Origin of the sequence: Marinobacter sp. CH_CUG1437-1, assembly GCF_037029655.1 — a bacterium.
Classification (GTDB): domain Bacteria; phylum Pseudomonadota; class Gammaproteobacteria; order Pseudomonadales; family Oleiphilaceae; genus Marinobacter; species Marinobacter salsuginis.
Window position 1 is genome coordinate 19,413 of record NZ_JAYMEW010000002.1, and the last position, 26,755, is coordinate 46,167.

Below are 26,755 nucleotides of genomic sequence, written 5' to 3' on the forward strand. Positions count from 1 at the left end.
GCACTGGCTTAATTATAGTGCCCCCTTCAGGATTTGGATTTACCCGCCACATCCGGACTTCAGGTCCGAATGCAAGGGGCTCGCATCAGCCGCGTGGATTGCTGGCCAGCTCCTTCAACGCTCTAATAGCCTCTTCGGTCCGGTCACTCGGTACGAACATATGATCATGGTAGAAACCGGCGATCACATTGGTCGTGATCCCCCGTTCAGCCAGCAGGCTAGTTACCACAGATGTAAGGCCCAGGGCCTCAAGGCTGGAGTGTCCCTCCAGAGTGATTCGCCGGAATACCCTGTAATAATCCAGGCCCTCTGCTTTGGCCTCTTCTAGCGGGATTACCAGAGTCAGCCCCTCAAGTTCGGCAATACTGACAATAGGTTTCAGGTGCTCCAGCTCACCATACTTCGCTTTCTCTACAGTGCAGTAGACGTAGTGAGTTGGATCAACGGTTGGCGAAAGCTGTTTGATTAAATCCTGCAAAAACTGAGTTCGCATCATCTTTTCCTTTCCTCTAGCCGAATGTCGCGCACATATGACAATCTAGCACCGTTTTGGGCCGCTCATTGCAAACTGGTGCTTTCCTGGTGCAGCCATCGAACTGCAAAGCCTTTCATTCCCTCAGTGATGAGACTTCCCCGATAATCCATGAAACAAACGCCCGAACCTTATCCGTTCGAAATTTTGCCTCCGGTGCCACCAGGTAGTATTGGTACTCCGCAGGAACCGAGATATCCATCGGGCACCTGAGCAGCCCGGTTTTCAGGAGATCGGCCACAAGGCTGTACCGCATCAATGCAATTCCCCTGCCCGCAAGCACCGCTTCCACGAGCGTCGCTCCTTCGTTAACCCTCAGTATGATGGAAGAATCGGGTATTTGTGTGCCGAGTTTTTCCTGGAAGTCAGTCCAGGAGCTCTCCAGATCGGCTGATTCATCGATAAGCCAGGGCAGGCGCGCCAGTGATTCCCGGGTTACAGGCTTATTGTCAACGAGCATGCCATGACAGACAGGCATCAGTTTTTCTGCCAGCAAAAGCCTGGATTCGAGCCCGGGATAGTCGCCTTTCCCAAACCGAATCGCCAGATCGACTCCATCTCCCTGAAAACTCGCCAATTGCAGATTAGGTTGGAGGCTAAGCCTGATTTCCGGATGAGCCCGCTGGAATGACTCGATCCTTGGAACAAGCCAGCGACTGGCGAAGGATGGAACGGTTGCGACGGTCAATCGTCCTGGATCTGAATCGGGACGGAACAGGGCAACCCCTCTTTCCAACTCCTGAAAGCCCGTTTCCACATAGCCTGAGAGCACCCTGCCCTCGTGGGTCAATTCCACTTCGCGCGTCATGCGAACGAAAAGCTTCAGGCCCAGAAAATCTTCCAGGCCGCGAATATGAGTACTGACGGCTGCCTGGGAAATACTCAGCGCCTCGGCCGCAGACTTGAAGCTCAGCTCCCTGGCCGCGTATCGGAACGCCTGCAGCGCCCGCAGAGGAGGGAGTTTCTGCATTCGTCTGCTCACCCATAGTTAACTTTTAATTAAGCATAGACCAGTTTTATCCGTTTGTTCCAGGAACCGGCCATTGAAAGAATCAGGTGATACCAATCACCCGAGGAACATCACATGAAAATCGAAGTCCCCATAGTCAGCGCCTTTGTCGACGGCGAAGCCGGCGGAAATCCGGCAGGTGTCGTGTTGAATGCCGAACGATTCAGCTCTGAGCAAAAGCAGAAAATCGCTGCGGCAGTCGGATTGTCAGAAACCGCTTTCGTTTCACCTTCCAAATCTGCAGACATCAAGCTGGAATTCTTCACGCCTACCCAGCAGATCGCTCATTGCGGCCACGCAACAATTGCCACCTTCAGCTTTCTGAAACAAAACGGCTTGTTGGTTCGTGATCGGTCATCGAAAGAAACAATCGATGGCCTGAGATCAGTCAATATGGAGAGCGACTCGGCCTATATGGAACAAACAGCACCCCGGTTCGAAACGCTTGGCGAGGATGATCTGCAAGCAACCCTCCAGTCCCTTGGCCTGGCCGCCGACGATCTGATCGAAGGGGCTGTGCCGATGTTGGTCAACACCGGCAATAGCTTCGTCGTCATCGGCATCCGAGACAGCAAAACGATTAAAGGTCTGAAGCCGGATTTCGTCCTCATTGAGAAACTCAGCGAATCCCTGGATCTGATCGGATTCTACGTGTTTTCCCTTGATGGTGTTGGCGATGGGAGGGACGCAGGAACCCGCATGTTTGCACCCCGCTATGGCATTCTGGAAGAGTCTGCAACGGGAATGGCGGCGGGCCCGCTCGCCTGTTATCTGCGTGAACAATTGGGCATGCAAAAGCACGAGTTCACAATCGAACAGGGACGCTGGATGGCCACACCCTCACCGAGCGTTATCAATGTGAGACTGACCATTGGAAACGACAACGGGATCGAGAACCTGTTCGCGGGTGGTCGGGGATCAATCAAAGAAGTCGTTCACCTGGACCTATGATGATTTGAAGACGAGCGCTATCAGCACGAAAGCGCTCGTCTAAACCCATCACCTGACTTGATGTGTTGTATACCGCAAAGCAATTTTTTCTGAAGACGGGAAACCAAGAGAATAACCATCAAGCCAATACGGCGATGCTGTTTAACTTAACTCTCTTGAAAGGTGGAATATCACATGAACGCAATCAACAAGTTCTTTCTCGTTTTCTCTGTCGTCGCTTTCTCTGCTTTCGCACAGGCCGAAGGTGTAAGCCAGGAAGATATCGATCGTGGCAACAACCCGGCCATCGAAACGGTCGAGCTCGGTATCAGCAACTAAGCTGAGCACACCGAAAAGGGGCGGTCATCACGACCGCCCCTTTTTTTGCCTGCCTATTGATCCAGTTTCCTGCGCCGCGCTTAAGGGAAAAATGGAGCGGCAGAACGCCGCTCTTCAGGTGAAAGACACAAGCACCAACAGTCCGAAAAACACGCTGATAACAGTCGTGACACCAGAAAGGTCCGCGCTGCCGGTGTCGCCTGTTACCCACCGACGCGCAGCTTTCAGGAAACGTTTGGGCGTGTAGATGTTCTTGCGGTAATTGCTCTGATAGTAGTGCAGTAGAAACAACGGCATGGATTCCTTGTCGAAACGGTGCCACAGCTTCAGAACTCCGAGTATATCCTTGCGACAGGCCCAGCTCTGAACAGGCGATGGCAGCCAGCTCAAAGGTATCGCCGAGCCGAAATCGATGATGGCCGGCGCTCCATGACCAGAAACCAGGATGTTTCCGGAATTGCCCAGATCCATGTGCACAACGCCATGCTGATGCAACGTTTTTACATCGCTGAACAGCTTCGAAAAGAAGTTTGCAGGCACGCCATTGCTTGCCGCGACATCTTTTACCGACTTCCCTTCAATCAACCGGTAATGGATTGTCGGAGAGGCGTCGGACCGGCGACTTACCTGGTCTGGAGTGAAGTCGAGATGCTCGACTTTTCTTAGCATCCTGAATTCGTGGAACGCCAGAAATCTGAAGTAGTTTCCCAACAGGCCGTGGGAAAACCTGAACGCCTTGTAGACGTGTCTGTTGCCGCTGGCGTCCGCATCAACGGAGATGATTGGCTTATACCATTTCTGGTTTGCGGCATCGTTGACTTCGATGGGCTCCAGGCCGGACCCCATTGACGGGCAGTTCACTTGACCGTTCATACCCTCCTCCCAATTCGTGAAGAACGCAGATAATTGGGGCAAGAGGACCAAACTGGGCGTCTCCCAACCGGCACTCATGCCAATGCCGCTGCTAGCGTCATCTGGGGAGCATTATTGGGAGTTTCCGGGATCCTGAATAATTCCGTTGCTGTATCTTTGTCATCACGAAAAATGATGACTGCCTCTGGCCAACCGCTCAGGCGATGGCTTTTGTAGGCGAATGACCGCAAGGCGAGTTGGTCATGATGTCATGCCATCGTTCGCGCAGCAGCCGCTCCACGTGGTCCCGCAACCAAACAATGCCGGGGTCACGATCATGGCGCGTGTGCCAGATGAGGTACAGACTGGTCGGGTCGACTTCGAAAGGAAGCTGCCCCATCCATAGGCCATCCACGAACCCACAGTCCTGACTGATCAATTCGGGAACTGCGGCGATGAGATTCGAATCCCGTAGAACCTGGGGAACAATCGAAAAATGGTTGACCGTCGCGGCAATGCGCCGGTTCTGGCCCTTCTGGTCGAGGTAGCTATCCACGAAGCCATGGGCATCGCCGGACATTGTCACCAGCAGGTGCCGGGCCTCGAGAAATTCCTCCATGGTAATCTGTCGGCCAGCCAGGGGGTGGTCGGCGCGCATCGCCATAACATAACCGCCCTCAAAAAGCCACGTACTGCGCAGACTGTGATCATGTTGGGTCAGCATACCGACCGCCAGATCCACGTGGGCCTCGCGCAAGTCGTCGTAGGTGCCTTCGGGCGTATAGGGCACCGCGTGGATATCAACACCAGGCGCCTGCTCCTCCAGCAACTCAATTAACTGCCGCCAGATCATTTCAACAATCACATCTGTCACGGCAATCCGGAATTTTCGCTTTGATGTGGCCGGATCAAATTGCGTGGCGCTGACTGCGTTGGTCAATGCGTACATATGGTCGCCTACCTGATCCCACAGGCTGAGCGCATAGGATGTTGGCTCTATATTGCGGCCCTTTCGCACAAACAATGGGTCGTTCCAGATCTGGCGCATCCGGGAAATCGCATTCGATACCGCAGGCTGGGTCATGGCAAGCCGATCTGCTGCGCGGGTTACGGAGCGCTCGGTCATGATCGCATCAAAGATGTACAGCAGCTGGAGTTCTTGCGTTTTCATTCAATGTTCCTGGGGAATGGGTCCGGTCAAGTCTGGCTTGGAAGTACCTGGACCGCAATTGCGGTATGTATTTAGGCGTGGTTTTCTTGAGTAAGAAGCGAAGAAGCCTCCCGATCGGGAGGCTTTGGGTAAGGTTTACAGATTCCCTTTTACGAAAGTTCTCAGCTCACTCAGGCTCCCAGCTCCGGTCTTTTGGGCAACAACGCCGCCTTCTTGAAACAGCGCCAGAGTCGGAATGCCCCGGATGCGCATCTTTGCCGTTATATCGGGGCTGTCGTCCACGTTCACTTTGGCGATGGTCAACTGCTCGCCAAATTCATCAGCGATTGCCTCCAGCATGGGGGCGACGGTCTTGCAGGGGCCGCACCAGGGCGCCCAGAAGTCGACCAGTACGGGGCGATCACTCTGAACAACCGCTTGCTCAAAATTCACATCTGTTACTTCTATCATGTTGCTCATCGGCAAACCTCTTCTCTGTAAAAACCTGTTTCAAACACTGAAGCCTTCTGTTGGCGAAAACCAATAGCGGGACTGTATAAGTTGTATTTCTTCTGATGATGATCCCCTCCCCGGCTCTTACAGTCGCTTGCTAAAAACCAGCCCACCCCACGCCAGCGTGCGGTTCCCTGTACCGGATTTGATTTCGGAACTCTGTACACGCAGCACATAACTCAATTCAGTGCCTGCCAGGAAGCTGTGGGTGTAGCCCGCCCACACTTCTGCCAGCAGAATGTTCAGATCGTTGGCATCCAGTTCGTGGTCTGAGTCACGAAACTGCCCCTGAAGAAAAGCGTTATAGGCCCGAGCTTTTACCGACAAGCCGCCCCAGAAATAGTGTTCACGTCCCCCTGGAGCTGATACCCCGGGCGCTCGTTCGCCGTAAGCCATCAACTCCGGATTAAAGCGGTTATCCGGGGAGGAAATCAGACCATCCCGGAAGACGAGTGCCGCACCAAACTCAGTCAGGTATCCGGCTGATCCAAAATACGTCACTTTGAACTGTTGGTCTGATTCGCTGGCATCCAGATATTGGTGGTATGCCGCAGAGTACCGGAAAGTCAGCTCACCACCATTTGAGATCTGATGATCCCAACCGTTCGCACGATCGCTACCCACTATTTTGTGCACCGCGTTCTGGCCGGATTTGAAGATATCAAGCCCGAGTACGCCAACCGTCATAGATGTTGTCCACCCCGAATCAGCGCCTGGCGTCTGGTAGCTCTGGCTTGAGGAAAAGTAAACCAGGCTGCTGTATGGTCGATCGCTACGATCAATTGCCGATTCCTTGATTTCCTCGGGCGTAAAGCCGTAAACACCCAGTTCAAGTGCGGCACTCCCCGGTTCTCCAACCTCCCCGCCCAGATGAGGCAGCAAAACACTGTCCAACCCCTGACTCACACTGGACACCGGGTTACGGATGAAATCCTCTGAATTGGAAGAATAGGTAATCGCAACACCGGCTGTGTAATCCCGATCTGTCTGTGTTGGCGCAAACAGGTCATTATCAGTAGAGAGCGCAAGCACAGAATCAGCAGACTCGGCCTGCACAGTTGAAGCCATAGCCACAGCCAGAAGAGAAACGGTCAAGAAACGAAAAACCATAGCCAACTCCGAAAATGTGTCGGTAAAAACGTTGGCTGCTATTTTTCGAATACCGGGCCCGCACGACTAATCAAGCGTCGATATTTAAAACATCACTTGCGCTTATAAATAAGTAGTAATACGAGTGCCTTTTAGGGTCTTACGGCCACGCTTCATCACTGAAAATGATGCTTTCCATACTGTTTCAGAATTATTCCTCCACCTTCTCCATCCACATAATTCGCTCATCTGATATCCGAGCCATTGGGGTCTCGGAGTCAGCTGAACCGACTAACACTATGGAGAATTGAAAATGCGTAAATTTGCACTGATTACCCTCGCTTCACTCGTTACCATCGCTGCCCTGCCCGCCCATGCAACCCTGGCAGACCGGAAATCCGATCAGCCGCGTTCCGAGCAGGCCCAACCTGCGCCCTACAGTGGCCAGATCGTGATTCGTGGCGAGATCCAGAACCGGGACGCTAACCACGAGAATGCAGAACCGGCTCCCTACAGCGGTCAAATTGTCATTCGTGGTGAAGTACGTTCTGGCACCCACGGTTAAGCGTTAGACATTTCATTTGCGTCTTGGCACCAGGGATGGTGCGTTTTTCCTGATCCGATACCATTTCGGACTAAGGCCTGAACGGTGAATTCGAAAATTCAACAATTTCCTTAATGACCTCAGGTTTTTGCAAAAGCCGGCTATGGCCATAACCCGTTGTATGGGTCAAACGGCTCCTCGGAAACGCCGCGTGCAGTGCCCTGGATTCCGCAACCGGAACCTCGGTATCCCGGTCATCGTGAATCAACAACACGGGTGCTTCGATCGACGGGGCCAACCCAACAAGATCCAATCGGTCAACACTCAATCCAACCGTTTTTTCCATGTCGTTAACGAATAGGCGTTTACTGCGTTCCCCGAGGTTTACGAAGCGGGCGAACCGGCTCAGAACCCCCTCAATCGTTGCCGGTCCAGAAACCAGTACCAGGCGTTCAAAACAGTTTCTGGTGGATTGGGCATAAACAAGCGCAGCGGCTCCCAATGAATGGCCAACCCCAACGTCGAAAGACGAGCCAGCGTATTGATGGGCTTCCAGTACAGCCTCGATAAACCGCCCCGGATGTGATTCGGTGGCCGGCGACTCACCGTGCCCTGCCGGATGCACCGCGTAGATGGTGTATTCCTGGGGATCAATCTCACTGATCAGATCCTTGAATTGCCCGATCCAGCCGGACCACCCGTGCAAGAGCAGGATTTTCTTTGGGCCAACTCCGTAGATCGAGAGTAGACCGTCATTATTGAGCGGCACGACTCGTTCGAACAGCGTTCGGGATGAATTTCTGCGTTCTGTCTTGATTCGTGGGCTGGTCATAAGTTCGACAGCTTTTGAAGCCGCTTTTGCTGGCATCAATCGGCTGTAGAAACCGAAAGCAGCCTGGAACACAGTAAGCGAAAGGTTCATGTTCGTTTCCTCAGTCTGATGAACAATGAATCGTCGATTGAGCGGAACCGCTTTCCGTCTCGAATCGGTTTTCATAAAGTGTATATACATTGTAATCAGAGCTGCAAGCAGAATTGTATATTTCTTGCCCAACACCATCCCTCGCCAACAGGGTGCCTTTGAAACAGATGGACAACTATTCCAACCGTCCTGCCGCCTCCGGTCTGCCTGAAGAACAGAGAATGGCAGGCACATTCACTACGAAGGAGACAGTCCATGTCCGTCAGTTCGCAAACCACATCGTTCTCTCTTTACCACTATCGCGCGTGCCCTTTTTGCGCCTATACCCGCTCTGCGATGAAGCACATCGACATCGAAGTGGAGGAACGTGACATCGCCAGAAACGCTGCCTACCGGGCAGAGCTGATCAAAGGCGGAGGGCGGGCACAGGTTCCCTGCCTGAGAATCGAATCGAAGGGCAAGGTTCGGTGGCTATACGAGTCCCAGGATATCGTCCGCTACCTGCAGCGCCATGCCACCCAGTCGCCTGATCATAATCAAACCGTGTGAACGGTCCTCATCACCTACAGGAAAGTGAAAATGCTTAAACGAAAAGTTGATGTTGCCATCATTGGGACGGGCACGGCCGGTATGGGTGCCTACCGCGAAGCTCGCAAATATACAGACAGCATCGCGCTGATTGAGGGCGGCCATTACGGCACCACTTGCGCGCGTGTCGGCTGCATGCCCGGCAAGCTTTTGATTGCCGCAGCAGAAGCCGCCCACGGCGCAAAGCATGCCGGGGTTTTTGGGCTGAATGTCCCGACTGTTGAGACTGACGGTGCGGCGGTCATGGATCGCGTGAAAAAAGAGCGCGACCGTTTCGTGGGGTTTGTTGTTGAAGACGTCGATGAGTTTGATGATAGCCACAAGGTCCGTGGTTACGCTCGCTTTCTCGACGCCCATCGTTTGCAGATTGATACCGGGCTAGAAATTACCGCCGACCGGATTGTTATTGCAACGGGTTCCAGACCGTTCATTCCTGAAGTACTCGAAGGTGCGGGCAAACGCCTGCTTATCAACGACGATGTATTCGAACTGGAGCAACTTCCGCAATCCGTGCTCGTCGTCGGCACAGGCGTTATTGGACTCGAGTTAGGGCAGGCTCTGAGCCGGCTAAACGTTGACGTTACGATGCTTTCGCGCAACGAATCGATTGGCGGAATTGCCGACGACGAAATTCGTCAGATTGCAGCGGATACTTTCCAGTCCGAATTTGACCTGATCCTTCACGCGGATGTCCTCGGAGCAAAGGAAACCCTGAACGGTGTGCAGGTGACCTACCGCACGTCCAGAGGCGTGGTTCACACAGTCGTGGTGGACTATGTTCTGGCAGCGACCGGTCGAATTCCGAATACTGACAAGCTTGGCCTCGAGAATACCGGCATTGAACCGGACGCCCGAGGCGTTCCTGGCTTCGATCATTACACCTTGCAGACCCGTGAGTCGCACATATTCATCGCAGGTGATGCTAACAACGAGCTGACCTTGTTGCATGAAGCCTCAGATGAGGGGCGTATCGCAGGCCGTAACGCCGGCACGTTTCCCACGGTAGAAGCGGGTCATCGTCGTGCCGCGCTGGGCGTTGTCTTTTCCGACCCGCAAATTGCCAGTGTCGGCAAACGAGCGCACGAACTGCTGGCCGACAGCTTCATCTCCGGAAAGGTGAGCTTCCACAATCAGGGAAGAAGCCGCGTAATGGCCAAAAACCAGGGCATGCTGAAAGTCTACGCCGATAAGAGCACCGGCACGCTGATGGGCGCTGAAATGTTTGGGCCAGCAGCAGAGCATATTGGTCACCTGCTGGCCTGGGCCGTGCAGCAGTCTCTGACGGTGAACGAGATACTCGGAATGCCTTTCTATCACCCTGTTATTGAAGAAGGTGTTCGCACCGCCTTCCGGGATGCTGCAGAAAAGCTCAGACAGGCCGAACGTAAGGAGGCGCCTCATGCAGCTGCTTGAACTGTTTAAGCGTTATTACACACAGGCGACAAGAGTTGCCCTGGTGGTGGGTACGATTCTGTTACTGATAAATCAGCACGATGCGCTTTTTGGATATCAGCACATTCAATGGCTGCCGGCAGTCTTGACCTACTGCGTTCCATTTTGCGTTTTCATGCTTGGCAAATGGTCCAGCGACCGGGATTGTGAAAGGTCCTCTGGCCTCAATGTGCCAATTTCAAGGTACCGTTGAACCCCGAATTTCGCCGCACAGTTTTTTTCAGTGCGGCGAAATCATCCTTGAGGCAATTGCCTTTGCCTTAAACGCCGCATCCAGATCGCCTTCAACGTGCGCTTTAACGATGGCACCCTCCTTAAGCAAAAACAGCGCATTGGCCAGTTCATCTGCTTCAGTCTCTGAAGTACTGATTTCCAGAGCGTGCCGCTTCAGGAGCTCAAAAACTTTTGTTTTATGAGCCGCGCAGCGTCTGTGGACCGGGTGGTCCGGGTCGCTGTACTCACCGCAGGTATTAATGAAAAAACACCCGTAGAAACGCTGGAGTGACGGAACTCGGTCATTGAACCAGTCGTGAACCGCATCAAACATCTCCATCAGAGCCTCTCTTCCCGCCGGCTGGCTGTTCATTCGCGACTCAAGCCATTGGAAAAAAAGTTTGTCCCGGTGCTCAACGGCAGCCTCTACAAGGCTGTCTTTGCTCTCAAAATGGTTATAGAGCGTTTGCTTTGCAACACCCGCTTCCTGCAGCACCTGGTTAATGCCGATGGCGTGTATTCCATGTTCATAGAACAGTCTTAGTGCTGTATCGATCAGATCCTGTCTGCGTCCCATCGGTAAACCTCCACCTTTTTCATTGATTATATCTTGACCAAATTAGACAAACCTGTCTACTATTAAAAATAGACCGACTTGTCTACTTCAGGAAATGCCAGTTTGGGAAGCGAAGCAGGGTATTTTTTGACTGGTGTTGTTGTCGGTTTCATTTGCGAACCACCAATGAAAACGGCATGGAGACAAGCAGGATGGACATTCAAATTAAAGTCACCCGGAAGGAAACGGCTTTTGAGCATGAGGCAGGCTTGATTGATGGCTTGCAAGCGGGCCATCCGAAGGCCTTTGATGAAGCTTACCGGAGATACCATCCGGTAATGCTGCGAGTGGCCGCCAAGTACACCTCTGCGGCCGTTGCTGAAGATATCGCGCAGGAGGCCTGGATGGCTGCCATTGGAGCCATCACGTCGTTCGAGGGCCGTTCGTCGCTGAAAACCTGGCTGTGCCGGATCGTCACCAACAAAGCCTTCAACACCTACCGTGAAAACCGAAGGGAATTTCCTGCTTCGCCAAGCCTCGCTCTGTTATCCGATAACGCACTAGACAACCAATTTGGTGGCACCGCCGGGCATCTTAGCGAACCGGAGTTGGCTACCCAGACTGCAAAGGTTCAGGAACGCATTCGCGTGGAAATGAAGAATATGAACCGGGATTACGCCAACGCGATTCTGCTAAAGGGCATGAGCGCGCTCACCGGTTCGCAGGTTTCGGATGTGCTGCAGATCTCCCATGGAAATCTGCGAGTCATCCTACACCGTGCACGAAACGAGCTGGCCGCCCTGCTCTGATCCAGGCGGCCGCACCAATCTGTTTGCCAAGAAATGGAGAACCAACATGACTTCCCAACGTCCACCACTGCCACCCTTCACCCGGGAAAGCGCCATTGAAAAAGTTCGCCTTGCCGAAGATGGCTGGAACAGCCGGGATCCGGCAAAGGTTGTCCTCGCCTACACCGAGGACACACGCTGGCGTAACCGGGCCGAGTTCGCCAACGGCCGGAAGGAGGTCGAAGAATTCCTCACCCGCAAATGGAATCGTGAACTGGATTACCGTCTGATCAAAGAACTCTGGGCCTACACCGACAACCGCATTGCCGTGAGATATGCCTATGAGTGGCATGACGACAGCGGAAACTGGTTCCGCTCCTATGGCAATGAAAACTGGGAATTTGGTGCGGACGGTCTCATGCGGCGTCGATTCGCATGCATCAACGACAGCCCTATCAAAGAGTCAGATCGGCTTTTCCGTTGGCCCCTGGGGCGCAGACCGGATAATCACCCCGGTTTGAGCGATCTGGGGCTTTGATTCCAGCTGCACACTATGTTTCGCCAGGGCGGCGGCCTGTCGGTCGCAAGCCGCCCCGCGCCAACAACAGCGACGCGCCTGCTCTAAATCAGTGTTCTGATGGAGCAAGGAACGTACTGGTTTCGGTAACCAACGCCCTCTCCCCATGCAGGGTGCTGATCTGAAAAACGATGTCGTTGGCGCCAGCATTGAGGGAGGATGCAGGCAGGGCCACGGAATAAGGAACCTCAACCTTTTCTCCGGCCTCAACTACCACGCCCAAGGGGCCTGTGGTTGACGCTCGCAATGGATCTTCAACCTGTATGATGAGGTACTTCTGGCTGCTGTCTTTGTTCGTGAGTTTCAGCAGATAGCTGTTTTCGGTCTCGCCCTCACTCGTATACCGGTACATACCCCGGTCCCTTTCAACATCGAGCGTGATCAGAGGCCTGGACACCACGCCCCATGCAAACAGCCCAATCATAACAACCAGGAAGGCGAAATACCCCACCAGTCGTGGTCTCAACAGATTTGTTTTCCCGCCCTTCAGGTCGCGTTCACTGGCGTAACGCACCAGGCCACGGGCGTATCCCATCTTGTCCATGATCGAGTCGCAGGCGTCGATGCAGGCGGCACATCCAATACACTCCATCTGCAACCCGTCCCGAATATCAATCCCTGTCGGGCACACCTGCACGCACAGCTGACAATCAATGCAGTCTCCCAGCTCCGCTGAAGCTGGCGTAACACCCTTTCTCCGAGAACCTCTGGGTTCACCCCGTTCAGCGTCATAGGAAATAACCATGGAGTCTGCATCCACCATGGACGACTGGAATCTGCCGTAAGGGCACATGTGGAAACACACTTTCTCGCGCAGCCAACCAGCATTCAGATAAGTGGCCGCCGTGAAGAACAGAACCCAGAACACGGCCCATCCTGATGCTTCCAAGACAAAAAGATCTCCGACAAGATCGCGTATCGGTGTGAAATACCCTACAAACGTTATCGCCGTTAAGAGACTGATGAGGAGCCAGAGCCCATGTTTGGAACCGCGGCGAACGAGCTTCTTCACGCTGAGAGGCGCTGCATCAAGCTTGATCCTTTTTGATCGATCGCCCTCCGCCACTCGCTCCGCCCAAAGGAAGACCCAGGTCCAGACACTCTGAGGGCACGCGTAGCCGCACCACACTCGACCCGCCAGTACCGTCAAGAAAAACAGGCCGAATGCACAGATCAAGAGAATCCCGGAGAGCAACACCAGGTCTTCCGGCCAGAACGTGGCGGAAAAGATATGGAACTTCTTCTCTGAGAGATCCCAGAGGACTGCCTGTCTGCCACCCCAGTCGAGCCACGCCACACCAAAATACAGCGCAAAGAGAACAAGACCTCCGGTAATTCGCACACGACGAAAGAAACCGGAGAAACTTCGGGGTTGGATTTTGTGGTCGGCCTCGAGGACTTTCGAAGTTGACTCGATTTGCTTTACAGAGATAAGGCGACTCATTTGTTGCGCACCTTGCCATCACCAGGGAATAAAAGGTGACGCGAGGTTAACGGATCGCACTTAACGGGGGCAGGACCACTTTTTTAATATTTGATAGGGACAGATGACGGAACTTCAGAACATGAGTGCGGGTAGTCTCTGCAACGCATCTGTTCGTGCTTCGTTCCACGGATGGGCAAAGCTGATTCTCAGGCAGTTCGAAAACTTTCCGGAAACCGAGAAGAGGCTACCGGGCGTTATGACAATACCTTCCTTGAGGGTTTTGGCGTAAAGGCTCAGAGTGTCCACTTCTGGCGGCAATTCCACCCACAAAGCCAAACCACCCTGAGGCGCGGTTGCTTTCAGAGGCACAGGCCAGTTTCCCAGCAAATCCATTAAACGGTCTCGCTGCAGACGCAGGCGTTGCCGATACCGTCGGAGGTAGGATGCGTAGCCGCCCTCAGCAAGAAAGTGTGCCACGCCCTGCTGCAGGAACCGGCTACTGGCCAACTGAGTGGTCAATTTCAGTTGCAGTATGTTTCGATGCCACCGGCCACCTGAAACCCATCCCAAACGCAGGTCTCGCGAGAGAACTTTTGAGAAAGAACTGCAATGGATGACGCGGTCACACTCATCAATCGCCTTCAGGGAATCGGGAGTGTTTAACCACCCTGACTCGCCGTATATATCATCTTCAATGATGGCCAGGTCATGTCGTTCGGCAAGCTCAAGCAACCGTCGACGGTTTTCGGAAGGCATGACAGCCCCGGTAGGAGTGGCAAAGGACGGGGAAACCACGCACGCCTTGATGTCCCAGACTTGGAGGCTCTCTTCAAGCGCCCGGACATCCATTCCAGTCGTCGGCGAAGCCGGGATCTCGATCACCCTGAGCTCCAGTTGTTCAAGCAACTGGAGAACCCCATAAAAACCCGGGGCTTCAACCGCAACCACGTCGCCGCTCTTGCAAACCGCCATCAAGGCCAGGAACAAGGACTGCTGGCAACCAGAAGTGACGCAGAACTGATTGGCCTCCACCGTCCACCCTCTTTTGGCGGCTCGAAGCGCAAGCTGGGTCCTCAACGCCTGATCACCAGCCGGCTCGTCATAATATTGAAAGCTCGCAGACTGGCGACGCAGAGCCCGGCCGATCGACCGGTTCAGCTGGATTATACCGGGTGGCGGCTCGTCGCTATGTAGGTCGGGGAGCAAATCAAAGGCAGCACTCCGGGTCATGATGTCCTGAAACACCTGGCTAACTGAGACAGGCTGGGGCGCGGCAGGCATGGCGGCTTGCCTGGGGGGCTCGAACTCGCTTTGCCCCAACGACACAAAAAAGCCGCTTCGCTCCCGGGCCTGAATCAATCCCTGAGCCTCAAGCCGCTGCAGCGCATGCTGTACGGTGATCTTGGAATAGCCGTAATGGCTGCAGAGTTCTCTTATGGATGGGACTCGTTCGCCGGGCCGCCATCGACCACCCTCGATACTCTTTCGAAGAGTATTCTCAAGCGCCTGGTATTTGGGCAAATCGACTGTCATTGCCTGATCCATCTCCACACACACTCAGGAATCTATTCGGAACATCGAGCGAAAGCGAACCTTACCCGATTTCCAAATAAAAAAGCCGGGCGTGGACCCGGCGAACTGAGTTTACTCTGAAAACCGCCAACAACTCACGCCAAATGGGATACCTTCTGTTTTAGCCCGTCGATCCAGCTGTTGAGATCGTTCAGTGATCTGGACCCGGCCTCCTGCCCCATGAACTGGTCGCGTCTGAGAAGAACCAGAGTCGGTATCGCCCTGACGCCGAATTTGGCGGCGATCTCGTGCTTCTGATCCACATCCACCTTGATGACCGCGTTGTCAGGATTCAGTTCACTGAAGTTTTCAAGCACGGGATTCATTACCTTGCACGGCGCGCACCAGGGTGCCCAGAAGTCCAGTAGCAGCCATTCGTGTTTATTGGCGAGTTCGCCCAGTTCTTCAAAGGTATTCAGATTAATTAGCGGCATGGTCACCTCTCAAACGGGCTCTGATCAGCTTGTCGAGCGAGAACAGGCCGGGGCCACACATGGCCAAGCCCATCAGAATAAGGCCCCAGACCACGTGATATAACTCTGCTGCTGGTGCAATCGCTTCAAGACTGATGACCGCAACAATGTTGATGACGAACAGACCCAGCGAGGACACCAGGGAAAACAGGCCAATGACCAGCAACACCGGGAAAACCAGTTCGCCAAAGGTCGCCAGGAAGGCCGCAAACTCGGGGCTCAACAGCGGAACACTGTATTCTTCCTCAAACAGAAACAGCGTGGTTCCCCAGTCATCAATCTTCGTGAGGCCAGCTTTGAAAAAGATCCAGGCCACATAAAGGCGCCCGAGAAACAACGCGATAGGTAGCAGGCTGCCAACCAATCGCTGAACCGAATCGTTCAAACCGTAGAAACTGTAAGCCAAGGTTTTCATGTCGATCTCCTCTTAGTGAATGGTTTTGGCGCCAACAATGACGCCTTTTGCGATCATGTCTTGCAGCCAATAGGTAAAGTTGCTGTCCTTCAGAACATCCTCGCCAAAGACTTCGGCGATACTCCGCTGGTTTCTGACTGCCTCCAGCAACAGCACATCTCTCTCAGTAATGACTTCCGCCATTCCCTTCCAACCCGCGCGATAGACCAGCGCATTCTGCCCTCGGCCCTTGGCGATCATTCTTTTCGCCTGAGCGAAACTGAGTGTGTCCTTCGGGGTCTCGCTTTTGTGCGCCTCCCAGATACTGACTACTGGGTACATTGAGCGGAAAAACTGCAGCCCTTTGTTGAGAATCAGAGAGCAAGACGCCAGGTCCTCTCCAATTGCGTTAAAGCTCGCGACATTCACCTCTTCGTACTGGCTCCTTTCGACGCGTGATACGTAATTGTCGAGTCGCGCTACATCGGAGAGATAAGGAACGCGGTCTGAAATCCGATGGGAGATAATCCAGCTCGGAAAGCCCCAACCGAATTCGCCCCAGTCTCCGCTCTGTTTCCGGATCATCCTGAAATAGTCGAGGGCCAGCCCTTCAAAGTCGGCAGGGCCTAGCAGTGCCCTCACGGTTGGATAACCTTGCTCGAGGGCTCGAACTGCCTTCGCCTCAACCCCAAATCGATACACCTCGGAATCGGGCTGCACCGGCTTGCTCGTACCGCCGAACAGGAATTCGAGGAAATGAGCCTGGTAATCAGAGAGATTCATGGCTGCGCTCACTCCCCAGTACCCGGCGCTGTGCCTTTCTGGCCTTGGTAGCCTCCCCAAGAAGCTCGCGCCAGGATGGGAGATTGTTATCCCATTCAATCAACGTGGGCTTTGGGCCGATCACATTGAGCACGCGTTCGTAGGTTTGCCAGCCAGCCACGGATACCGGGCAGGCGTGGTCGTCGATCAGCAGCTCTTCTTCGCCCACGGGCGTCGAGCCCGCAAGATGAATCTCGGTAATCGCAGAGTGGTCGAGTGATCCGACATAGCGATCAACAAAATTCTCCAGATTTGAGACTTGCCCATTTCGGGCGTTCACCATCAGATTGTTGATATCGAGGATCAGTCCACACTGCGTGCGAGCTACGATTTCACCGATAAAACTCGCTTCGTCGAAATCACTCTGGTCAAACTCGATGTAGGCGCAGACATTCTCGATAGCGATCTGACGACCGAGGTACTGTTGTATGCGATCAATGTTGTTCACTGCATGCAGCAAGCTGTCTTCGGTATAGGGAATGGGTAGAAGATCACCACCGTGAAAAAGCCTTCCACCGATCCTTGCCCAGGTGAAACACAGATGGTCCGACACGAGTACCGGATCCACCCGATCCACAAGGCGTTTCAGTTTTTTGAGATAATCGTCAGGAACAGCCTCAACCGACCCCAAACCTGCCGAGGTGCCGTGCAGGCTGATCGGCGTGCTGGCCGAGACCTCTTGTAGAAGATCGACAGAGATGCCGGCGTCTGCGAAGAAGTTCTCCGAGTGAACCTCAAGAAAATCGATTGAGGGTGCCTGCTCCAGAACGTCCTGGTAGTGCTCTGGTCGTAGCCCTACCCCAACGGCGGTGCTCTTGAGTTCCGACTGGCTTTGGCCTGAGTCCTGACGATTACTCATGACCCTTAACCCTTGCTTTTCTCAGCAATGATTTTCAGAGCCGTTTCCTTGTCAAAACCACCCAGATCTTCACAGGTGCCCTTCTCAACAATCTTGTACTCACCCGGGTCGTTGGCGACCTTTGCCTGGCCAGCACAGGAGTGCGTTCCCGCAAGGTTCGCACAGTCGTTACCGCCAACCGGGGAAATGCCATAGCATTTTTCCTTGCCGCCTGCGTGAGCCAGTGGCGCGGACATGGCGCCGGCCAGTGCAGCGGCCAGTGCCGCGCTAAAAAGAAGCTTCTGGTTCATATCGATCACCCTGAAAGTTTGATTGAGGGTCCTTGTTCTTGAGATCAAGGACCCTGCGATTTGCTCCGATCACTGGCAGCGCTTTACAGCTCGGCTGCTTCCACGGTTTTGATCTCCGGCCAGATGTCGTTGGCATTTGCGATGAAGCCAGGTACATCAGTCAGCCAACGCTTCTGCACATCTTTGTTCAGGTTCAGGTAGAGTTTGTTATCGACAATCCGCCAGGCCTCGGGATCAACGTCGAACTTCTTCTCCATGGTTACGCCGAATGCGCAGTAGCCGCCGTATTGGGGCGCATAGGCACTGGGGTCGGCACGGAACAGATCACGGTTCTCCGCGCTGGAGAAATGGTAAATCGCGTTCTTGTAGGTGGCGGTGTATTCGGCCGAACCTTTGGTGGCCTCTGAATCAGAGAAGTAGGCCACCGGGTCGTAACCGCTGATGGCGACATCATTGGCGTCGGCGTTCATGTCGATATCGGCAGCAAAAACACCAGAAGCCGCGCTCATGGCAGCAAAAGCAACGAAGGCACGAAGTTTGTTGAAACGAGTCATTGGGTATCTCCTTTGAATGAATGATGACTACGTTTGAAACATTAAGGCCTCGGGCGGTACTGAATGCGTACGATCGTTCAAACTTCTATGCCAATTATCTGGAGTGGCTTATGGACAGGCTTTCTTACATTCTCGACCAGCTCAACGTAAACGCCGGCGTGTTCTTTCGGGGCCAGCTTTGTGGACTCGCGTCCTTTGAAGAGGAGGGAACCGGATACATCCATGTACTCCGTTCGGGGGTGCTCGATATCATGGAAGCAAACCGGGAAAAAATGACACTCACGGAGCCGACCATGATCTTCTCGGTGCGCTCCCAGCCCCATCAGCTGTTCGGCGCAAACAAGGAAGGTGCCGAGATGATTTGCGCCTCGATCAAGTTTCAGACTGGTTCCCGAAACCCGTTCCTCCAGGCGCTGCCCCCTTCCGTTGTACTTCCCCTGTCTTCGGTTCAGGGCCTTGGCTCATTCGTAGATGTGTTGTTCGCGGAAGCCGAAGCAGCCCAGGAAGGGCGGGACGCGGTTATGAACCGACTCGTTGAGGTCATTTTCGTAAATGTGCTCCGGCATATCGTTTCCGAGGGGGAAACACCCAAGGGCATGCTATCCGCGCTCGCGGACCGTCAGCTGAGCAAGGTACTGAATTGCATCGACAGCAATCTCAGTGGAGATCTTTCTGTTGATAAGTTGGCTGACGTGGCGACCATGTCCCGATCAACCTTCATCCAACACTTCAAGAATGTGCTTGGTCTGGCACCTGGCGAATACGTCCAGAATGCCCGTATCTCTGCTGCCAAGAAGCTCATTCTGAAAGACAAGCCCATGTCGATAATTTGTTTCGAAGTAGGCTACGAAGACGCCTCGGGGTTCTCCAGGGCCTTCAAAAAGAATACGGGCATGACGCCCAGGGAATGGAAAAAGTTGAACGCAACAGCTACCGAGGCTCAGAACACCGTAGCTGAGGAGAACGCCAACGTCGCGTGAATGGTGCTCAACGAAAAGCGGGCAAGGATTCTGAATCCTTGCCCGCTTTTCGTTTGGTTTAGCGTTTTACTTCAGAACAATCTGCCCGCGGATGACCTTTTGCCCGCTGTATGGGCTACTCACGGTCTCGCTGAAATCGTCGATATCGGACTTTCGGTCCGCCAGAGATGCGCTGGCGGATGCCGAGATCAGGGCGATGGAAACAACAAGCAGCGCTTTGGCAGTAAGGTTTTTCATGATGGGTTTCTCCAGTGGTTGATGTCTACGGGAGAAATACTAATCACCGGAACACCCCGACAAATGGACAGGTGTTCTAGTTTATGGGCCGATTGTCCAAACCGGGGTTAATCACCGTCAGTAGTCCACAATCAAGTTCTCTGGCGGCCATGGCTTGCGCCCAACACGCCTTGGCCACTCGCTCGATTACGCTTCGAATCCAGATAATGCCAGGGTCCCGGTCGTGGCGGGTGTGCCATGCGAGGTACAGGCTGGTTGGCTCCACCTCAATTGGCAGACTGGTGATCGAAATACCCGCACAGAATTCGCAGTCGCCGGTAATAACTTCAGGGATGGTAGCAACCAGGTCGGAGTTTCTGAGCAGATTTGGGACGGCGGAAAAATGGTTTACCGTCACTGCGACGCGTCTCTCCAGGCCACGCCTGTTAAGTGTATCGTCGACAACACCGTGAGCCTCACCAGACATGGTTGCCAGCAGGTGTTGAGCATCCAGAAATGAATCCAGGTCCACGGGCCGACCACTCAAGTCATGGCCGCTTCTCATGGCCAGCACATAGCCGGTGTCAAAAAGCCAAAGGCTTCGCAGGCTGTGATCATGCTGTTCGAAAAATCCAATCACAAAGTCGACACTCGCTTCTCGCAGATGATTCGCTGCCGTGGCCGGCGAGAAAGGCACCGCATGCAGATCAATCCCGGGCGCACTTTGCTGCAACTCGGAGACCAGCGGTTGCCAGACCATTTCGAGTATCAGATCGGTGACCGCAACCCTGAACGTCCTGCGGGATTCGCCAGGCGTGAAGCGGGTGGAGTTTACCGCGTTGGACAGCTCGTGCAGGGGGTTGCGAATCTGGTCCCAGAGGCTTTGCGCATAGGACGTCGGCTCCACCTGTCTTCCGCGTTTAACAAACAGAGGATCCTTCCAGGCGATGCGCATTCGGGAAACTACATTCGAAACCGCAGGCTGGGTCATGCCCAGGCGGTCCGCCGCTCGTGTAATGGAGCCTTCAGTCATGATGGCGCTGAAGACATGCAACAAGTTGAGTTCCTGATTTTTCATGGTGCCTCGCTTGCGTGTGAAGAGGACATCGGAGAGAACGTGATACCTGTTTCTCAGACGCCCTGGAGGCCTGACTGTTACTGAAACCACGCAAGATTCCCTGAACTTCTTTGGTTTGATCGGCTGGACATCACGGGCACTTCCACCTAGCATCATGCAGATACACTTAAACACAGGGAAACCCACCGTGTCCGGGCACTCATTAGACCAGGAAGCAACGCCTCTCGATGTTGCCAGAACCTGCGCCGCTCTCTACTCCCGCGTGTTTTCCAGGCTGGTAACCCGTCACTACAACCATCACCTTTCGGACACCGGCCTCAGGATTACCCAGTTTTCTATTCTGAATGCCATCAAACTGTCGCCACCAAACTCCATCAACGAGCTGGCCGAGCTTCTCGGCATGGAGCGCACATCCCTTCAGCGCACGGTTGAAAAACTGATCGCCAAGGGGCTTCTGCAGTCCCAGCCTACAGGGCATAAGCGTTCTCTGGGGCTTTCGTTGACGCCGGAGGGCGAAGACATATACGTGCAGGCACTGGCAAGGTGGGAGGAAGCTCACGATGAGTTCACCAACATGGTGGGTGCAGATGACTGGTCAGAGACCGTGGGAAAACTCCGGCGCTACAGCAGTAAACTCCAGTCGACCCTCTGACTTCTTCAGCCTCAATCACGCATGGACTCGAGCAGTGCTTCGACCTCTGATTGAGTATAGCGAGGGGTAATATGCTGCGGACAATTCCAGTCAAACGCTTCAACCCGAATGATCATGCCCTTCTCTACCTGGGCGTTGTAATCGCCATCCTGCAATTGCTCGAGGAGGTCAGGCTGGTCTGAGCCGACCAGTGTCATCCGGCCAAGCAGTTTCAGCCGCCTTTTGTTTGGGTAGTCCATCATGAACAGGGCGACTCGGTCATTGGTAAGGACATTGCCCGTGGTGATGTATTGGCGATTGCCGGAGTAATCGGCAAAGCCGATTGTCGATTGATCTATCACCTTCAAAAAACCGGCCGGTCCTCCCCGATGCTGAATGTAGGGCCAACCTGTTTCGCTGACACTGGCAATGTAAAAGCTGTCACGGGCCTCGATGAACCCACGCTCGCGGTCTCTCAGCAGATTGTTACGGTCAGGCCCGGACTCGATGGATGAATACCCCGAACGGCTGCCCATCTTTTCCTGGACCTGCTTTACCGTTCTGGTAAACGCGATTTCGGCAAACTTGTGCGCCATGGCGGGCTCCCGAGGTTCTGAAAATGTTATCCCATTTGCTATCAGTAACCCGACTGGCCCAGGTGTTACATCGCGTCTCCATTTTTTTAAAGGGGGCTTGGCTTTTTTTGAGATTTCATCCGAGCGCCTTTTCCACCGCCTCCAGGAAGCCAGTCATGTCCACCACCTGTTCGGAATCCGGATCAACGGTTTTACCTTTCAAATCGGCAGTAACAATTCCTCTGTCGACGGTATCCGTTAACGCGGCCTTCAACTGAACGGCGTATTGGCTCAAGGGTTCGTTACCTTCCCGCTCACCGAGGGTTTCCAGTGCGTTGGCCAGCGCGAAGATCAAGGCCGATGGATTGAAGTGGGCGATCTTTCCGTCACTCTCAAGATACTTCAGGTAAAGATCATGTGCCGTGCCATGGGGCGCCTCGAACAGCATGGTGCCGTCCTTGCTTTCGATGATGGAGCTCGCGGTCGCCAGACTGCCGCCAAGAGCGGCGGAAATGTCCGAGAATATATCCCCATCCAGGTTCTGGGAGGGATAAAGCGCGTTTCTGGGGGGATCGGTGATCATCTTTTTAAGCTGGCTTGAGGGCCGCATAATCATGAAAGATGGTGGTGGAGTATCCTCACTGGCCAACTCGCGGCGCACTTCGGTAATCACATCGCTGTAGACTTCGTCGTACTCCATGTACTCGCGCTTTAGACCGAAATACACCTCCTTGTCTTTGCGCGAGGCATCCCGGAACACTTGCAGAACCCAGTCCTTGATGGCCTCGCGGTCATTAGACATGAGAAGCATCGGATCGCCTTTTCTGACCCGGCGGGCATGCTTCTCGTCACCGTCGACGATCACCTTGAGAATGCCATCTTCCTTGGCCGCCATGTTGAAGCTGCCGTACTGGTCGCCGCCTCCGGCACTCATGCGAGAAATTGACACATGGGCACCCCGGCCCGGAATACCAAACTCCTTGAGTTGGTTCACCAGCTTGAGCAATTTACGCCCGGTGGTGTTGTCCGGCACGCCCCACAGCGCTCGCTTCGGTGGGTTGGAAACAATTCGTGCTGCCTGGGCATCAATCAGCTCGTAGAAGTACTTCAGACCCAGATCCTCGATCTGCTTCTTGTAGTCACTGTGGTAGATGTCCTCGATCGCTGCTCTCATGGCGCCGTCGTAGCCGGGGATCACGGTGTCTTTCAGGCCCAGGTAGACATCCCGTTTCTCGGCAATAGCTCGCTGGAAGAAGCGATGTGCCCAGGCTTTAACGTCCTCCAGGTCATTGGTTGCCAACAGCCAGGGATCGCCCTTGCGAACCTCTCGGCGATGCAGCTCCACAGGGTCTCCGCTACTCCCGACGAACATCAGCTTGACGACACCGGTTGCCATGGACAGTTGGTTAAAACTGTCCTTGATGCCACCGAATTCCATGGTATCCACCTCAATGTCGCGCCCTACCCACTCCGGACGGCGAATGTTGAGGTTACGGAACTTGATGTCTTCCCGGGTTATGTTGCCACTGATGCCCTTCCGGATAGCGCCGTTTGGCGATTTGGTCGCCAGCGGGTGCAGGTTGTTGCCGTCCACATCCGGATGCTTACGGAGCAAGTCCTCGAGCTGCTGCCGGTTTACGGTCATGCCAGCATTTTTGACTCCCACACCATAACGTTGGAGAGCTTCAATGGCATCGATGACTACCTGGCCATTGGTCAACAGTCGGTTTTCCGCAGACAGGTCGATTTCTTCAAGCTGTATATCAAGCCGTGAGTTCACGAACTTCTTCAGAATATGGTCAAACGCTACCTGGGCCATTTCGTCGCCGTGGAGGATCACAAGAGGCGAGGTGACCCTGATTCTGCTGTCCATGGAAATCTCCCTGTTATTTGTTGGCCTGTTCAGTCCTGCTGTGATGCCGACGGCTTGATACCCAACCGCTCATTGACCAAATCCCGGATCTCCCGGTATCGGTCGGGATTCTTCGCTAGCGCCTCCAGGTTATCTTCGGGGAATATTTCTTTCTTCTTCTTTTCCGCTTGCTCACTGGTAAAAATAGACGGCAAAAGCTGTTCCAGGCAACGCAGCATGACCTCCGGCGACACCGAAGCACCCGGGGATGCGCCGAGCAAGGTACCGTAGGTCTTGTCACTGGATACCAGGATCTCGGTGCCCATCTGCAGATCCCCATCCCGGATGATCTGTACCCGCTGGCCAGCCTCAACCGCTTTCCAGTTGAACTTCTTACTCATGCCCGGAGCGAAGCTGTCCAGCTCTTCGAACATGCTCTTTTCGCCCTTGAAGGTCTCTGAAACCAGATATTTGACCAGAGGGAAGTGCTCCAGGGCGACGTTCAGCAGGCTCGGAATATCGTGGAGGCGCATTGAGCGAAGGTAGTCGAGGAACCCCCGCCCTCTTTCCAGTACCGGTTTGAACGAGGCGAACGGGCCAAACAGAAGGTAATACTTTCCGTCTGATACCCGCAGATCGAGGTGCGGAACGGACATCGGCGGTGCACCCACCTTTGCCTTACCGTAGGTTTTGGCCCTGTATTGCTTGGCCTGTTCGGCGGTGATCTCGGCCTGCAGGAAACGCCCGCCAACGGGAAAACCGGTGAAACGACGGGCAAAAGGCAGATGGCTCTTTTTCAGGATCGGGAATGCACCACCGCCCGCACCGACAAACAGAACGTCTGCCTTGTACTGTCGATCACCACCCCTGCTCTGGGTTTCCACAAGCCAGCTGCCGGCCGGGCTGCGATGTACGCGCTTCACGTGGGTGCCGTATTCAATCTTTACCCCGAGGTCGTCAACGGCGTGCCGGGCCATTTGCTCTGTCAGCGCACCAAAGTTGACGTCCGTGCCGGTTTCGATAACCGTCGCCGCCATCTTCTCATGGCGCGGCCGCTCCTCCATGGTGTAGGGAATCCAGCTCTTGATCTCGTCGAAGTCTTCTGAATAGCGCATCTGCTCAAAGAAATGGTGCGCCGACATCTCGTTGAAGCGGAGTTTCAGTTCCTGAATCGACGGTTCCGAGACAATGGTGCAGTGCTTGGTCTGGTTGATGAAGGATTTGGGATCCTTGATAGCGCCCTTCTGGATCAGATAGGCCCAGAACTGCTTGGCCACGTTAAACTGGGCGTGAATCTTTACCGCCTTTTCGACCGAAATAACCTCTTCGTCCACCGGTGTGTAGTTCAGCTCACAGTTTGCCTCGTGCCCGGTACCTGCGTTGTTGAACACCCAGGAATTCCCGGCCCCGGGGCCGTCCAGTCTTTCCAGAATGGTGATATCCAGTTCCGGTGCCAACTCTTTCGCCAGGGTGGCGAAAGTGGTGCCCATTATTCCTGCGCCGATAATGATTACGTTCATTAAAACCTGCCCGCGTGAGTCAAATGTCTGAATCCGTTAAAAAGTGTATACCTTGACGGTAGCACGCTTCGCCAGGCGCGGAAAACGCGGAGACAGCGGTTACTCATCACTTAAAATCTATCAACGGGGGTCTACCCCTCTCCAGCAGTTTACGTTAAGGTAAACATCACCTGGCACGAATCACACCAGATTCTGCCAGGCTGTCTACAATGACATTAACTACACTCCCACAAGGAGTGTTTGTTCCTCAGGCCACTACCCCAGGAAGAGGATTATGACAACAACAAAGTCCAAAGTTGTGTATTCCCCAGTGTTTACCGACGGTGCGGAATTCCGTATTCCCACGTTCAGGCTTCTGAAACAGGACGGCAAGCTCTACAAGAGCGCCAAAGCTCCTGATCTCGACAAAGACAAGGCCCTTCGTATCTACCGGGCCATGGTTACCACCCGAATTCTTGATGAACGCATGCTTGCCGCCCAACGGCAGGGCCGCCTGAGCTTTTACATGCAGTGCACCGGTGAAGAAGCGGCCGTGATTGGCAGCGCGGCGGCGCTGGATGATGGCGACATGATTATGGCGCAGTATCGGGAGCAAGGTGCCCTCGCCTACCGCGGTTTTACCATCGACGAATTCATGAACCAGCTGTTCGGCAATGAGATGGACTATGGCAAGGGTCGCCAGATGCCGGTTCATTATGGCTCGAAAAAGCTGAACTACATGACCATCTCTTCACCGCTGGCCACCCAGATTCCCCAGGCCACGGGCTATGCTTACGGTCAGAAACTTCGTGGCGAAGGTCATTGCACCATTACCTATTTCGGTGAAGGCGCCGCTTCCGAGGGCGATTTCCACGCGGCCCTGAACATGGCGGCGGTTCATCGGGTGCCCGTGATCTTCCTGTGCCGGAACAACGGTTACGCTATTTCCACACCGGCCGCCGAACAGTTTGCAGCCGACGGCGTTGCACCCCGGGCCTACGGCTACAAGATGGATGTGATCCGGGTGGACGGAAACGACATTCTGGCGATGTATCAGGCCACGCAAGAGGCCCGCAAGCTGGCCGTAGAACACAACCGTCCGGTATTGATCGAAGCCATGAGTTATCGGCTGGCGGCCCACTCCTCATCAGACGACCCGTCCGGTTATCGCAGCAAGGATGAAGAGGCAGTATGGCGGGAAAAAGATCCGATCCTGCGCATGCGCCTGTGGCTGGAAAGCAAGAAATGGTGGAGTGAGGACGACGAAAAGCAGCTGCAGGAGAACATGCGCCGGGAAGTGCTCGAAACCATGAAACGGGCGCAGAAACGGCCGCCACCACCGCTTGAATCATTGGTCAGTGATGTCTATGACGAAGTCCCGCCGGCGCTGGCTGAGCAGTTCGACAAACTGAAGGCGCATATTCGCCGGTATCCGGACGAGTACCCGAAGAGTGCCGAGCACGCCAAGGGAGGAGCATGA

General features: G+C 54.2%; 32 protein-coding genes. 11 read left to right on the top strand and 21 right to left on the bottom strand.

Translation table 11 applies throughout. The annotated features are described in order from the left end of the window. Positions 1-85: 85 nt before the first annotated feature. On the bottom strand, positions 86-493 hold the full coding sequence (locus WA411_RS05455) for an ACT domain-containing protein (protein ID WP_228289938.1): 408 nt from the start codon (positions 491-493) through the stop codon (positions 86-88). 115 nt (positions 494-608) lie between these two features. After that, positions 609-1,502, bottom strand: coding sequence for a LysR substrate-binding domain-containing protein (locus WA411_RS05460; RefSeq protein ID WP_291908614.1), 894 nt, complete (start codon positions 1,500-1,502; stop codon positions 609-611). Between the two features lie 114 nt (positions 1,503-1,616). On the opposite strand from WA411_RS05460, the gene WA411_RS05465 reads away from it, so the two are divergent. Next, positions 1,617-2,492, top strand: coding sequence for a PhzF family phenazine biosynthesis protein (locus WA411_RS05465; RefSeq protein WP_291908616.1), 876 nt, complete (start codon positions 1,617-1,619; stop codon positions 2,490-2,492). A gap of 174 nt (positions 2,493-2,666) precedes the next feature. After that, positions 2,667-2,810 carry a hypothetical protein gene (locus WA411_RS05470; protein ID WP_167352731.1) on the top strand — a complete coding sequence of 48 codons (144 nt, stop codon included), beginning with the start codon at positions 2,667-2,669 and terminating at the stop codon, positions 2,808-2,810. Positions 2,811-2,924: 114 nt separating this feature from the next. Here WA411_RS05470 and WA411_RS05475 read toward each other — a convergent pair whose 3' ends face one another. The 4 genes from WA411_RS05475 to WA411_RS05490 all read right to left on the bottom strand — a co-directional run bounded on the left by WA411_RS05475 (position 2,925) and on the right by WA411_RS05490 (position 6,393). Continuing rightward, complete coding sequence (locus WA411_RS05475) at positions 2,925-3,683, bottom strand: hypothetical protein (protein WP_291908618.1); 759 nt, start codon at positions 3,681-3,683, stop codon at positions 2,925-2,927. A 196-nt stretch (positions 3,684-3,879) separates the two neighbouring features. Beyond that, the gene (locus WA411_RS05480; protein WP_291908620.1) at positions 3,880-4,833 is read right to left on the bottom strand and encodes a LysR family transcriptional regulator; all 954 of its coding nucleotides are present in this window, start codon (positions 4,831-4,833) and stop codon (positions 3,880-3,882) included. A gap of 135 nt (positions 4,834-4,968) precedes the next feature. Then, complete coding sequence (trxA, locus tag WA411_RS05485; RefSeq protein WP_069185233.1) at positions 4,969-5,292, bottom strand: thioredoxin; 324 nt, start codon at positions 5,290-5,292, stop codon at positions 4,969-4,971. A gap of 117 nt (positions 5,293-5,409) precedes the next feature. Beyond that, entirely contained in the window at positions 5,410-6,393 is a 984-nt protein-coding gene (locus tag WA411_RS05490; protein ID WP_291908624.1) for a lipid A deacylase LpxR family protein, read from the bottom strand. Positions 6,394-6,727: 334 nt separating this feature from the next. Between WA411_RS05490 and WA411_RS05495 the strand changes: the two genes are divergently transcribed. Next, positions 6,728-6,979: a hypothetical protein gene (locus WA411_RS05495; protein WP_291908626.1), complete on the top strand. Its 252-nt coding sequence runs from the start codon at positions 6,728-6,730 to the stop codon at positions 6,977-6,979. A gap of 70 nt (positions 6,980-7,049) precedes the next feature. Here the strand turns inward: WA411_RS05495 and WA411_RS05500 are convergent, their stop codons facing one another. Continuing rightward, positions 7,050-7,880 (bottom strand): alpha/beta fold hydrolase, encoded by an 831-nt coding sequence (locus tag WA411_RS05500; RefSeq protein ID WP_291908628.1) that lies wholly within the window; start codon positions 7,878-7,880, stop codon positions 7,050-7,052. 255 nt (positions 7,881-8,135) lie between these two features. On the opposite strand from WA411_RS05500, the gene WA411_RS05505 reads away from it, so the two are divergent. From WA411_RS05505 to nrtS, 3 genes are read left to right on the top strand one after another with little or no spacing between them, the layout of a single operon-like run. Next, positions 8,136-8,429, top strand: coding sequence for a glutaredoxin family protein (locus tag WA411_RS05505; RefSeq protein ID WP_291908630.1), 294 nt, complete (start codon positions 8,136-8,138; stop codon positions 8,427-8,429). A 30-nt stretch (positions 8,430-8,459) separates the two neighbouring features. Then, entirely contained in the window at positions 8,460-9,881 is a 1,422-nt protein-coding gene (locus WA411_RS05510; RefSeq protein WP_291908632.1) for a dihydrolipoyl dehydrogenase, read from the top strand. After that, on the top strand, positions 9,868-10,113 hold the full coding sequence (nrtS, locus tag WA411_RS05515) for a nitrate/nitrite transporter NrtS (protein ID WP_069185238.1): 246 nt from the start codon (positions 9,868-9,870) through the stop codon (positions 10,111-10,113). The genes WA411_RS05510 and nrtS overlap by 14 nt, the downstream gene beginning before the upstream one ends. A gap of 27 nt (positions 10,114-10,140) precedes the next feature. On the opposite strand, the gene WA411_RS05520 is transcribed toward nrtS, so the two are convergent. Next, positions 10,141-10,710 (bottom strand): TetR/AcrR family transcriptional regulator, encoded by a 570-nt coding sequence (locus tag WA411_RS05520; RefSeq protein WP_291908635.1) that lies wholly within the window; start codon positions 10,708-10,710, stop codon positions 10,141-10,143. 191 nt (positions 10,711-10,901) lie between these two features. On the opposite strand from WA411_RS05520, the gene WA411_RS05525 reads away from it, so the two are divergent. Next, entirely contained in the window at positions 10,902-11,498 is a 597-nt protein-coding gene (locus WA411_RS05525) for an RNA polymerase sigma factor (protein ID WP_291908637.1), read from the top strand. Between the two features lie 46 nt (positions 11,499-11,544). Further along, a complete protein-coding gene (locus tag WA411_RS05530; RefSeq protein ID WP_291908639.1) occupies positions 11,545-12,015 on the top strand; it encodes a nuclear transport factor 2 family protein in 471 nt (156 codons plus the stop codon). An 88-nt stretch (positions 12,016-12,103) separates the two neighbouring features. Here the strand turns inward: WA411_RS05530 and ccoG are convergent, their stop codons facing one another. From ccoG to WA411_RS05570, 8 genes are all read right to left on the bottom strand, one after another. Next, positions 12,104-13,498, bottom strand: coding sequence for a cytochrome c oxidase accessory protein CcoG (gene ccoG / locus WA411_RS05535; protein ID WP_291908641.1), 1,395 nt, complete (start codon positions 13,496-13,498; stop codon positions 12,104-12,106). Between the two features lie 114 nt (positions 13,499-13,612). After that, the gene (locus WA411_RS05540; protein ID WP_291908643.1) at positions 13,613-15,013 is read right to left on the bottom strand and encodes an aminotransferase-like domain-containing protein; all 1,401 of its coding nucleotides are present in this window, start codon (positions 15,011-15,013) and stop codon (positions 13,613-13,615) included. Between the two features lie 134 nt (positions 15,014-15,147). Next, a complete protein-coding gene (locus WA411_RS05545) occupies positions 15,148-15,486 on the bottom strand; it encodes a thioredoxin family protein (protein ID WP_291908645.1) in 339 nt (112 codons plus the stop codon). Beyond that, entirely contained in the window at positions 15,473-15,940 is a 468-nt protein-coding gene (locus WA411_RS05550) for a DoxX family protein (protein WP_291908646.1), read from the bottom strand. Before WA411_RS05550 ends, WA411_RS05545 begins: the two co-directional genes overlap by 14 nt. A gap of 12 nt (positions 15,941-15,952) precedes the next feature. After that, a complete protein-coding gene (locus tag WA411_RS05555) occupies positions 15,953-16,702 on the bottom strand; it encodes an HvfC/BufC N-terminal domain-containing protein (protein WP_291908648.1) in 750 nt (249 codons plus the stop codon). Next, the gene (locus WA411_RS05560; RefSeq protein WP_291908650.1) at positions 16,689-17,600 is read right to left on the bottom strand and encodes a DUF692 domain-containing protein; all 912 of its coding nucleotides are present in this window, start codon (positions 17,598-17,600) and stop codon (positions 16,689-16,691) included. Before WA411_RS05560 ends, WA411_RS05555 begins: the two co-directional genes overlap by 14 nt. 5 nt (positions 17,601-17,605) lie before the next feature. Then, positions 17,606-17,890: a BufA1 family periplasmic bufferin-type metallophore gene (locus WA411_RS05565; protein WP_222464453.1), complete on the bottom strand. Its 285-nt coding sequence runs from the start codon at positions 17,888-17,890 to the stop codon at positions 17,606-17,608. A gap of 83 nt (positions 17,891-17,973) precedes the next feature. Continuing rightward, a complete protein-coding gene (locus tag WA411_RS05570) occupies positions 17,974-18,444 on the bottom strand; it encodes a YHS domain-containing (seleno)protein (protein WP_222464452.1) in 471 nt (156 codons plus the stop codon). Between the two features lie 110 nt (positions 18,445-18,554). Between WA411_RS05570 and WA411_RS05575 the strand changes: the two genes are divergently transcribed. Next, on the top strand, positions 18,555-19,424 hold the full coding sequence (locus tag WA411_RS05575) for an AraC family transcriptional regulator (protein WP_291908654.1): 870 nt from the start codon (positions 18,555-18,557) through the stop codon (positions 19,422-19,424). A gap of 66 nt (positions 19,425-19,490) precedes the next feature. Here WA411_RS05575 and WA411_RS05580 read toward each other — a convergent pair whose 3' ends face one another. Then, entirely contained in the window at positions 19,491-19,661 is a 171-nt protein-coding gene (locus tag WA411_RS05580) for a hypothetical protein (protein WP_291908656.1), read from the bottom strand. A 76-nt stretch (positions 19,662-19,737) separates the two neighbouring features. Continuing rightward, positions 19,738-20,718, bottom strand: coding sequence for a LysR family transcriptional regulator (locus tag WA411_RS05585; RefSeq protein WP_291908658.1), 981 nt, complete (start codon positions 20,716-20,718; stop codon positions 19,738-19,740). Positions 20,719-20,905: 187 nt separating this feature from the next. Here WA411_RS05585 and WA411_RS05590 point away from each other — a divergent pair, with 187 nt between their 5' ends. Continuing rightward, on the top strand, positions 20,906-21,370 hold the full coding sequence (locus tag WA411_RS05590; RefSeq protein WP_291908660.1) for a MarR family winged helix-turn-helix transcriptional regulator: 465 nt from the start codon (positions 20,906-20,908) through the stop codon (positions 21,368-21,370). 11 nt (positions 21,371-21,381) lie between these two features. Here the strand turns inward: WA411_RS05590 and WA411_RS05595 are convergent, their stop codons facing one another. From WA411_RS05595 to WA411_RS05605, 3 genes are all read right to left on the bottom strand, one after another. Next, positions 21,382-21,945 carry a pyridoxamine 5'-phosphate oxidase family protein gene (locus WA411_RS05595; protein WP_222464447.1) on the bottom strand — a complete coding sequence of 188 codons (564 nt, stop codon included), beginning with the start codon at positions 21,943-21,945 and terminating at the stop codon, positions 21,382-21,384. 115 nt (positions 21,946-22,060) lie between these two features. Further along, a complete protein-coding gene (locus WA411_RS05600) occupies positions 22,061-23,797 on the bottom strand; it encodes an isocitrate/isopropylmalate family dehydrogenase (protein ID WP_291908663.1) in 1,737 nt (578 codons plus the stop codon). 29 nt (positions 23,798-23,826) lie between these two features. Then, positions 23,827-25,296, bottom strand: a complete 1,470-nt coding sequence (locus WA411_RS05605) for a malate:quinone oxidoreductase (protein ID WP_291908666.1) — start codon at positions 25,294-25,296, stop codon at positions 23,827-23,829. 274 nt (positions 25,297-25,570) lie between these two features. On the opposite strand from WA411_RS05605, the gene WA411_RS05610 reads away from it, so the two are divergent. Further along, the gene (locus tag WA411_RS05610; RefSeq protein ID WP_291908667.1) at positions 25,571-26,755 is read left to right on the top strand and encodes a thiamine pyrophosphate-dependent dehydrogenase E1 component subunit alpha; all 1,185 of its coding nucleotides are present in this window, start codon (positions 25,571-25,573) and stop codon (positions 26,753-26,755) included.

Bases quoted from the DNA above. Each gene is read 5' to 3' on its own strand.
- WA411_RS05455 (WP_228289938.1), bottom strand. From the start codon at position 493: ATGCGAACTCAGTTTTTGCAGGATTTAATCAAACAGCTTTCGCCAACC.
- WA411_RS05460 (WP_291908614.1), bottom strand. From the start codon at position 1,502: ATGCAGAAACTCCCTCCTCTGCGGGCGCTGCAGGCGTTCCGATACGCG.
- WA411_RS05465 (WP_291908616.1), top strand. From the start codon at position 1,617: ATGAAAATCGAAGTCCCCATAGTCAGCGCCTTTGTCGACGGCGAAGCC.
- WA411_RS05470 (WP_167352731.1), top strand. From the start codon at position 2,667: ATGAACGCAATCAACAAGTTCTTTCTCGTTTTCTCTGTCGTCGCTTTC.
- WA411_RS05475 (WP_291908618.1), bottom strand. From the start codon at position 3,683: ATGAACGGTCAAGTGAACTGCCCGTCAATGGGGTCCGGCCTGGAGCCC.
- WA411_RS05480 (WP_291908620.1), bottom strand. From the start codon at position 4,833: ATGAAAACGCAAGAACTCCAGCTGCTGTACATCTTTGATGCGATCATG.
- trxA (WP_069185233.1), bottom strand. From the start codon at position 5,292: ATGAGCAACATGATAGAAGTAACAGATGTGAATTTTGAGCAAGCGGTT.
- WA411_RS05490 (WP_291908624.1), bottom strand. From the start codon at position 6,393: ATGGCTTCAACTGTGCAGGCCGAGTCTGCTGATTCTGTGCTTGCGCTC.
- WA411_RS05495 (WP_291908626.1), top strand. From the start codon at position 6,728: ATGCGTAAATTTGCACTGATTACCCTCGCTTCACTCGTTACCATCGCT.
- WA411_RS05500 (WP_291908628.1), bottom strand. From the start codon at position 7,880: ATGAACCTTTCGCTTACTGTGTTCCAGGCTGCTTTCGGTTTCTACAGC.
- WA411_RS05505 (WP_291908630.1), top strand. From the start codon at position 8,136: ATGTCCGTCAGTTCGCAAACCACATCGTTCTCTCTTTACCACTATCGC.
- WA411_RS05510 (WP_291908632.1), top strand. From the start codon at position 8,460: ATGCTTAAACGAAAAGTTGATGTTGCCATCATTGGGACGGGCACGGCC.
- nrtS (WP_069185238.1), top strand. From the start codon at position 9,868: ATGCAGCTGCTTGAACTGTTTAAGCGTTATTACACACAGGCGACAAGA.
- WA411_RS05520 (WP_291908635.1), bottom strand. From the start codon at position 10,710: ATGGGACGCAGACAGGATCTGATCGATACAGCACTAAGACTGTTCTAT.
- WA411_RS05525 (WP_291908637.1), top strand. From the start codon at position 10,902: ATGGACATTCAAATTAAAGTCACCCGGAAGGAAACGGCTTTTGAGCAT.
- WA411_RS05530 (WP_291908639.1), top strand. From the start codon at position 11,545: ATGACTTCCCAACGTCCACCACTGCCACCCTTCACCCGGGAAAGCGCC.
- ccoG (WP_291908641.1), bottom strand. From the start codon at position 13,498: ATGAGTCGCCTTATCTCTGTAAAGCAAATCGAGTCAACTTCGAAAGTC.
- WA411_RS05540 (WP_291908643.1), bottom strand. From the start codon at position 15,013: ATGACAGTCGATTTGCCCAAATACCAGGCGCTTGAGAATACTCTTCGA.
- WA411_RS05545 (WP_291908645.1), bottom strand. From the start codon at position 15,486: ATGCCGCTAATTAATCTGAATACCTTTGAAGAACTGGGCGAACTCGCC.
- WA411_RS05550 (WP_291908646.1), bottom strand. From the start codon at position 15,940: ATGAAAACCTTGGCTTACAGTTTCTACGGTTTGAACGATTCGGTTCAG.
- WA411_RS05555 (WP_291908648.1), bottom strand. From the start codon at position 16,702: ATGAATCTCTCTGATTACCAGGCTCATTTCCTCGAATTCCTGTTCGGC.
- WA411_RS05560 (WP_291908650.1), bottom strand. From the start codon at position 17,600: ATGAGTAATCGTCAGGACTCAGGCCAAAGCCAGTCGGAACTCAAGAGC.
- WA411_RS05565 (WP_222464453.1), bottom strand. From the start codon at position 17,890: ATGAACCAGAAGCTTCTTTTTAGCGCGGCACTGGCCGCTGCACTGGCC.
- WA411_RS05570 (WP_222464452.1), bottom strand. From the start codon at position 18,444: ATGACTCGTTTCAACAAACTTCGTGCCTTCGTTGCTTTTGCTGCCATG.
- WA411_RS05575 (WP_291908654.1), top strand. From the start codon at position 18,555: ATGGACAGGCTTTCTTACATTCTCGACCAGCTCAACGTAAACGCCGGC.
- WA411_RS05580 (WP_291908656.1), bottom strand. From the start codon at position 19,661: ATGAAAAACCTTACTGCCAAAGCGCTGCTTGTTGTTTCCATCGCCCTG.
- WA411_RS05585 (WP_291908658.1), bottom strand. From the start codon at position 20,718: ATGAAAAATCAGGAACTCAACTTGTTGCATGTCTTCAGCGCCATCATG.
- WA411_RS05595 (WP_222464447.1), bottom strand. From the start codon at position 21,945: ATGGCGCACAAGTTTGCCGAAATCGCGTTTACCAGAACGGTAAAGCAG.
- WA411_RS05600 (WP_291908663.1), bottom strand. From the start codon at position 23,797: ATGGACAGCAGAATCAGGGTCACCTCGCCTCTTGTGATCCTCCACGGC.
- WA411_RS05605 (WP_291908666.1), bottom strand. From the start codon at position 25,296: ATGAACGTAATCATTATCGGCGCAGGAATAATGGGCACCACTTTCGCC.
- WA411_RS05610 (WP_291908667.1), top strand. From the start codon at position 25,571: ATGACAACAACAAAGTCCAAAGTTGTGTATTCCCCAGTGTTTACCGAC.